The sequence below is a fragment of the Paenibacillus forsythiae T98 genome (genome assembly GCF_000520735.1).
GTDB classification, from domain to species: domain Bacteria; phylum Bacillota; class Bacilli; order Paenibacillales; family Paenibacillaceae; genus Paenibacillus_AQ; species Paenibacillus_AQ forsythiae.
This window is the reverse complement of the sequence record NZ_ASSC01000134.1, coordinates 1-6,217: the sequence shown is the minus strand read 5'-3', so window position 1 is coordinate 6,217 and position 6,217 is coordinate 1. Positions and strand designations below refer to the sequence as shown.

Annotated in this window: 8 protein-coding genes and 1 pseudogene; 8 read left to right on the top strand and 1 reads right to left on the bottom strand. The window is 42.8% G+C overall.

Features of this window, described 5'->3' with window-relative positions:
* Nucleotides 1-143 precede the first annotated feature (143 nt).
* Entirely contained in the window at nt 144-689 is a 546-nt protein-coding gene (locus L692_RS31635) for a hypothetical protein (RefSeq protein ID WP_156940301.1), read from the bottom strand.
* Nucleotides 690-915: 226 nt separating this feature from the next.
* Between L692_RS31635 and L692_RS0104875 the strand changes: the two genes are divergently transcribed.
* The 8 genes and pseudogenes from L692_RS0104875 to L692_RS33405 all read left to right on the top strand — a co-directional run.
* Complete coding sequence (locus L692_RS0104875) at nt 916-1,239, top strand: hypothetical protein (RefSeq protein WP_156940300.1); 324 nt, start codon at nt 916-918, stop codon at nt 1,237-1,239.
* A gap of 90 nt (nt 1,240-1,329) precedes the next feature.
* The gene (locus L692_RS0104870) at nt 1,330-1,800 is read left to right on the top strand and encodes an ArpU family phage packaging/lysis transcriptional regulator (protein WP_025697711.1); all 471 of its coding nucleotides are present in this window, start codon (nt 1,330-1,332) and stop codon (nt 1,798-1,800) included.
* A gap of 89 nt (nt 1,801-1,889) precedes the next feature.
* Nucleotides 1,890-3,176 carry a PIN-like domain-containing protein gene (locus L692_RS0104865; RefSeq protein WP_025697709.1) on the top strand — a complete coding sequence of 429 codons (1,287 nt, stop codon included), beginning with the start codon at nt 1,890-1,892 and terminating at the stop codon, nt 3,174-3,176.
* 403 nt (nt 3,177-3,579) lie between these two features.
* Nucleotides 3,580-3,828 carry a hypothetical protein gene (locus tag L692_RS0104860; RefSeq protein ID WP_025697707.1) on the top strand — a complete coding sequence of 83 codons (249 nt, stop codon included), beginning with the start codon at nt 3,580-3,582 and terminating at the stop codon, nt 3,826-3,828.
* A gap of 232 nt (nt 3,829-4,060) precedes the next feature.
* Entirely contained in the window at nt 4,061-4,354 is a 294-nt protein-coding gene (locus L692_RS0104855) for a hypothetical protein (protein WP_025697705.1), read from the top strand.
* A gap of 323 nt (nt 4,355-4,677) precedes the next feature.
* Nucleotides 4,678-5,406 (top strand): hypothetical protein, encoded by a 729-nt coding sequence (locus L692_RS0104850; protein WP_156940299.1) that lies wholly within the window; start codon nt 4,678-4,680, stop codon nt 5,404-5,406.
* A 49-nt stretch (nt 5,407-5,455) separates the two neighbouring features.
* Entirely contained in the window at nt 5,456-5,998 is a 543-nt protein-coding gene (locus L692_RS0104845; RefSeq protein ID WP_025697702.1) for a ParB N-terminal domain-containing protein, read from the top strand.
* Nucleotides 5,995-6,217, top strand: a pseudogene (locus tag L692_RS33405) (DNA (cytosine-5-)-methyltransferase); the annotation flags it as partial. The gene L692_RS0104845 and the pseudogene L692_RS33405, both read left to right, overlap by 4 nt.

Here is a 6,217-nt window from a genome sequence, read left to right as displayed (position 1 = left end):
AGGCTCGCCAACGACCGTCGTTCTCGCTCCCCTTGGGCCTTAGATCGGAGCGTCGTTGGCAGCGATATCCCGGGCCGCCGGTGTGGGTGCCATTCGGACACCGGCCCTTTATTCTATAGTGATTCTTATACCATTAGAAAAGATTAAATACCACCCAAATGTTTTGCCTTAAGTTCCCATTCATCCGGAAGATTCCGATTTTTAATGTCGACACGGATAACCTGTTTACTTTCTTGAATGCATTTAGAAAATTCGTTTCCTGCTGTTTCAATTATTGTAGCAACTAGTGTTTCTGGATCGGTTGATGTGCCTTGAGATTGAAGGATCTCATTAGCTCTTGTTTTTGCCTGTTCTAAGCATTGGCCGATTAACTGACTAGGGTATTCAGTTGTACTGTATTGTATGGTAACTACAGCATAAATCTCTTTTCGGCGTTGTCTCACATAATGGCATGAATAAGGAACTTCTGCTGTTATCTGTGATCCAGTAATAGGATTTCTTCCAATCACTTTCGTTTCAGGACAATTTTCATACTTATACTCAGGCAGCATGTTAAATGTAATGATTGAATATTCCTCTGTGTACTGCGGGCCGCTCCATAAACCTCCACGGTAATGATTGGGGAATGTAGTTAACGGATAAAAGTTCCTGTGAGTATAAAAATATAAGTCATTATAGTAAAGTTTCACTTATTAATAAGCTCCCTTCAACTAAGAATTTGTTACAGTATATGTGCCTATTTTGACTCCGTACCAATAATTCACAGACGGCATTACAAATTACGGTATCCATTCCGTTGATGACCTTCTGACTGCAGCAATAATCGCGACAGCCGTTTTGACGGAATGCTGATCGGTGGGAGAGGACTAGCAGAGTGGTATGCCTGTCCTTTTTAACGGAGAGGCCGGAGCGACTATGGCCATCAATCTGAAAGAGGGTAAGTTCGGAGATTTCCCTTTTCGGGAGGAAAGCTTGGGAGTTGGCGAACGTTCAGATACTGCCGGAGCCGGTCCCGGCGAAGGGTCAATTCAGCCTCTGGAACTGGAAATGAGGGCAACCATGAACGGAGACTACCGGACTGTTAAATGCAGCACTTGGTCGCCGGGGCAGATCACCGAACACTTACGTCGAATTAGAGCGGATAAGCCACAGGTGCCGTCTCAGAAGTTCAACAGCATCACGCCGCCCCAGCAGGTACAAGGCAGCAGGCATTATTCCCGTCGCGGCGGTGAGTGGTAAATAACATGCAAAGACCCCCATAACCTGGCCGGGCGCGGGGGTCCAATCTCTTACCTTCATTCGAATTATACCACGAGTGAGGGGATTAACATGGGGAAAAGCGATAAATTAGCAATACAACTGGCTTTTGACATCCTCCCGATCGACGAAACAGAGACCCGTCGCAGGGTAGAGGAATATTTGGAAACGGTCCGCGTGTACCGGCAGATCGGCTTCGTGCGGCGCCAGGCGGCGCTCACGGCCAGTCCGGAGCCGCGGTATCATGGGTCTACTAATGCGATCAGCCGGCAGACGGAGAATATAGCGATATGGAACACCGATAGAGCGGCGGCGCTCGAGCAGCAGTCCAAGTTGCTGGATTTGGCAATGGGGAGGCTGAAGAAAGCTGAAAAGGAGATCATTCAACGGCGGTACCTGGATTATGAGGATGAGTATGATTCGATTCTGTGTGGAGAACTCGGGATGAGTGAACGTAAGTATCGGCGGGTGAAGTCGAGGGCGATATATGTGCTGGCGTGTGCGTTAGGACTAGAAATATTAATTGAGGATCAGCTATGCTGACCTCTTTTTTGTGAAAAAATAGGTTGTACCTAGAGGTTAGTTTTTTTATAGTGGTCGAAGTGATAAATATTCCAAAGGGAGCTAAACAGATGAAGGGGTTTGAAGCTTTTTATAAAAGCAACGAGGGACTTAAAGAAATATGGGAACGTTCAATTTTTGTATTTGATGCAAATGTATTACTTAATTTATATAGATATACTGAAGAAACCGCAAATGATTTGTTGAATATTTTGAAAAATATGGATGATCAGATATGGTTACCTCACCAAGCAGCGATGGAGTATCACTTTAATAGGGAAACTGTTATTCTTTCTCAAATTGAGTCTTATAATGAAATCAAAAGTGTATTTAGCAAACATGCAGGGACATTTAAAAATGAACTGAACGCTAAACTAAGTACTTATAAAAAGAAACATCCAAAAGTGAATGTTGAAGAATTATTAGAAATGATTAATAAAACTTTAAATGAAATCAATGAAATAATTGAGGAAAAGCAAGAAGTGCATCCAAAGGATCTTCTAAGGGAAGATCCTTATCTTAAAGATATAACTGCAGTATTTGGTAGTAACGTGGGTGAATGTCTTTATGATCAGTTAAAATTAAACTCTATACATAAAGAAGGTGAAAGTCGTTATTCCCATCAGATCCCACCTGGTTACAAAGATCTTGAGGGTAAAAAGGGTCAGGTTAGGTATTGGGATGGATTATTGTATAAAGGTGAATTTGGTGATCTTATAGTATGGAACCAAATTATTGATAAAGCAAATCAAGAAAAAAAATCAATAATTTTTGTTACTGATGATGAGAAGGAAGACTGGTGGAACATTGTTAAAGGTAAGACGCTTGGGCCTAGGATCGAACTAATTAATGAATTTAATAATAAAACAAATCAAGATTTCTATATGTATAAAACATATAGGTTTATGGAAATAGCAAAGGAACTTAAAGATAACATTGTAAGCTCAGAATCAATTAAAGAAGCGAAAGACTTGAAATATAGCGGATCTGGGAGATTCCTTGAACTTGCCGAAGAGCATTTGAAAAAACGATATCCTGATTACTCTCAAAACAATATGAATATATTCAAAATACTTAATGAAACGTATGATTCTAAGATTCGAAATACTCTCTATATAGTCGAAGCGATTGCCCTAGCAGAAATGGATGAAAACGACATAAGAGTATCCGTGTGGGGATCTGATATCGGAGAGCACTTGATTGATATATATACGATATATAGTCATGTGGAAATTGGAGAAATATATGATTTCAATATGTTTCTAGATAAGTTTCTGAGTATTGATGAAATAGTTAAATTATTAAATGCTAATAACAATCTCTTCAAAGTTAAAAAAGTTAAATCCTCAAATGTGTGACCGGATTTTGACCGAGTTTTGGCCGCACAATGGCCGTTCATTAGGGTTTCAGCATGTTATATTTGTATTGTGGAAATCAGGCGAGAGTGACACGCACGGCCGCAGCAGCGGCGCTTAACCGGGGCGTACCTCCTCTTGCCTTTTATATTGTTGAAAGAGTGAGCAATCCAGAGAGTAATTGAGATTTCGGGGAGTATATCGCCTGTGATCTTGTTTGGTGACTTTGACTCCAATTTCAACCGCTCTGTAAAATGGTCTTGTTCTTCCTCTCTTGTTACAAAGTGCAGATGCTTTTATAGCAAAGAGCGTAGCGCATTTGCTGCGGGCGCAAAGCGAACGCCTTCTTTTTATCATTACAGGAATTTTATTCCTCTTGTCGAATATTAGCGGCAGGAGGTGTTTTATGGATTTACATTTGGAGGAGAGTTTGGGCCAGCCATTGAGAGAGATGGCCGTGTTGGTTGCTCAATCATTGGGGATTTATCTTGTCCTACCAATGTTGGTGGCTGTCATTATTCTTAGAGTTTTGCGTGTAAGAGGCCAGGCGTTTAGATTTTTTCTGGCATTATCGGCAATTGTCGGTATCTTTTTGTTTTTACAATTCGGAGTCGATCAGTTCGGATTGAAAATTCAGCAAAGCATTTCTCAATAGTACATACGTACATACCATTTAAGTCGCTCATTTCGAGCGGCTTTTTTCTATTGGGGGAATCATTATGAAGAGAAAGCAGCAGAGGTTTAAAGACCCGCCACGGCAGCCGTCAAAGTGTAAGGACTGTATATGGGGTCGCTGGGAAGGATCGGCACAGTTTTGTGGCAGGCCCGTTTGCCAGAAGGGAAAAACTTCCTGACGTCGAAGTATGGTGTCGAAGGAGGTGATTGAAATGTTGGAAGAACTTATAGCTGAAGGGTTAGCAATAACACCTAAAGTAGAGGGACTTGTAGGAAATTCTACCGTTCCTCTTGAAGTTGAAGCATGGGCATCCCAAGCAGTGACGTATCTGGAAAAAGAATTTAAGGGGCACACCGTAACTTCAGAGGCACAGGTCGCCTACAAAAGTCTGAGAGTCAACACAGGGGCAAAACATCGACAGATTCTAGGAGCCTTGATGGGAGTAAAGCCAATTCACGACAAGCAGAATAGCTTTGCTAAAAAGATTGCAGATCTCAATAAATAAATTATGTTTTGAAGAGCACCTTCGGGTGCTTTTTTCATGCCTAAGAATAGCCTTCTGTCAGCCGTTCTCAGGCTTATTGTGTGGGAACGTCCGTTTGCAGGGATAGAGCCGGGGAAAGGCAATGCGGGCCGATTCCGCCGGCCTGCCGCTGTATTTTTGCCAGCCCCAAGATGAAAAACCAACTTAACTCAAAGGAGGCTTATTTCTTGCGGTTAATATACTTGCAAGTGGCATGGTTTGGTGGGATTACAAATTCTTGCTTGATCTAATCCTTTCATCGTCAGATACTGGATAAGGTATTTGAATTTGATGCGGGAGATGAAATGATGGTCAAGGAGCAAACAAAAGAGACATGGTCCCTCAGCAAGATTATTTGGTTTGTAGTTATTTTATGGGTGCTGTTAGGAACTGTTGCATATTTTTTAAGTGATAATTGGGTAAATAGAGGAACATTCGGCGATATGTTCGGATCAATAAATGCGCTTGTATCCGCTCTTGCTTTTGCGGGTTTGCTTTATACAATACATTTGCAAAGAGAAGACCTGAGCATACAAAGAAAATCATTTGATAATCAACTTAAAGAATTGCAACATCAAGTTGAAAATACAAAAAAACAACTTGAAATAACAAAATATCAATCATATCAAGAAACCCTAAAGTATTTATTCGAAGTGAAAGCCAAAGCAATCGAGAACATTAAATATTACAAGTGGGATGAAGAAATTCGTCAACTTAAAGTTGAACGGTCTGGCAATGATTTTTTAGATTTATTTAATAGACTTGAAGAATCAGAGATAGGCAAATTTGACAGAGAAAAATATAATTTGCCTAGATATTTTCAAATTTATAAGAATATACTTCAATTCATTATTGAAGCAGATGTGAGCCATGAACAAAGAAAAAATCTTCAGGATATATTGAATATTGAAATTTCGGATTCTGAAGTGTGTTTACTATATGTTCTCAATTCGAACGATCAACATATGATGATGTTAATGGCAAGTAACGGGTTACATGATCGTTATAAAACAATTTTGGAAACAAGTAAGTAAAAGTACCCGGCACCTTCGGGTGCTTTTTCTTTTGGAAAGGAGCATTCACGTGGATATACGAACGATACCGATCAAGCAGATTAACGCCGCCGCCTACAACCCGCGCATCGATCTTCAGCCAGGCGATCTGGAGTATGAGAAGCTCCGCCGTAGCCTGGACGAATTCGGGTACGTTGACCCCATCGTCTGGAACGAGCAAACCGGCAACATGGTCGGTGGCCACCAGCGGTATAAGGTACTGGTGAACGAGCAGGGGCAGACGGAGTTGGCCGTATCCGTCGTCAATCTGGACCCGGAACGGGAGCGGCTGCTTAATCTGGCGCTGAACAAAGTTGCTGGCCGCTGGGACGACGAAGCACTGGCGCGGCTACTGGGTGAGCTGCAGCAAGGCAGTCTGGACATATCGTTGTCCGGCTTTGATGCGGATGAGATTGATGAGCTGATTTCCGAGTTCACGGAGCCGCCGGCGGATCAGCTTGGCGACTTCCAAAACCGGGAACTGGATGTGGCAGACTTCGACGAGTCCCGTTTTGACTGCAAATGCCCGCGTTGCGGCTTCGTCTTTGATCAGCCGGGAGCGGATGCGTCATGAAACGGCCCGCTTGGGATTGGCGTCTAACCGATTTGGCGGACGTACCGCAGCATGGCCGGACGGTGTTCTCCTGCTTCTCCTGCGGCGGCGGCTCCACGATGGGGTACAAGCTGGCCGGATACACGGTGCTCGGTAATGTGGAAATCGATCCGCAGATGATGCGTATTTACCAGCGCAATCATAATCCGCGCTTCCCGTTCCTGATGCCGATCCAGGACT

What these genes read in the sequence shown, in the direction of transcription:
- L692_RS0104875 (WP_156940300.1), top strand. Translation starts at nt 916, where the DNA reads ATGGCCATCAATCTGAAAGAGGGTAAGTTCGGAGATTTCCCTTTTCGG.
- L692_RS0104870 (WP_025697711.1), top strand. Translation starts at nt 1,330, where the DNA reads ATGGGGAAAAGCGATAAATTAGCAATACAACTGGCTTTTGACATCCTC.
- L692_RS0104865 (WP_025697709.1), top strand. Translation starts at nt 1,890, where the DNA reads ATGAAGGGGTTTGAAGCTTTTTATAAAAGCAACGAGGGACTTAAAGAA.
- L692_RS0104860 (WP_025697707.1), top strand. Translation starts at nt 3,580, where the DNA reads ATGGATTTACATTTGGAGGAGAGTTTGGGCCAGCCATTGAGAGAGATG.
- L692_RS0104855 (WP_025697705.1), top strand. Translation starts at nt 4,061, where the DNA reads ATGTTGGAAGAACTTATAGCTGAAGGGTTAGCAATAACACCTAAAGTA.
- L692_RS0104850 (WP_156940299.1), top strand. Translation starts at nt 4,678, where the DNA reads ATGATGGTCAAGGAGCAAACAAAAGAGACATGGTCCCTCAGCAAGATT.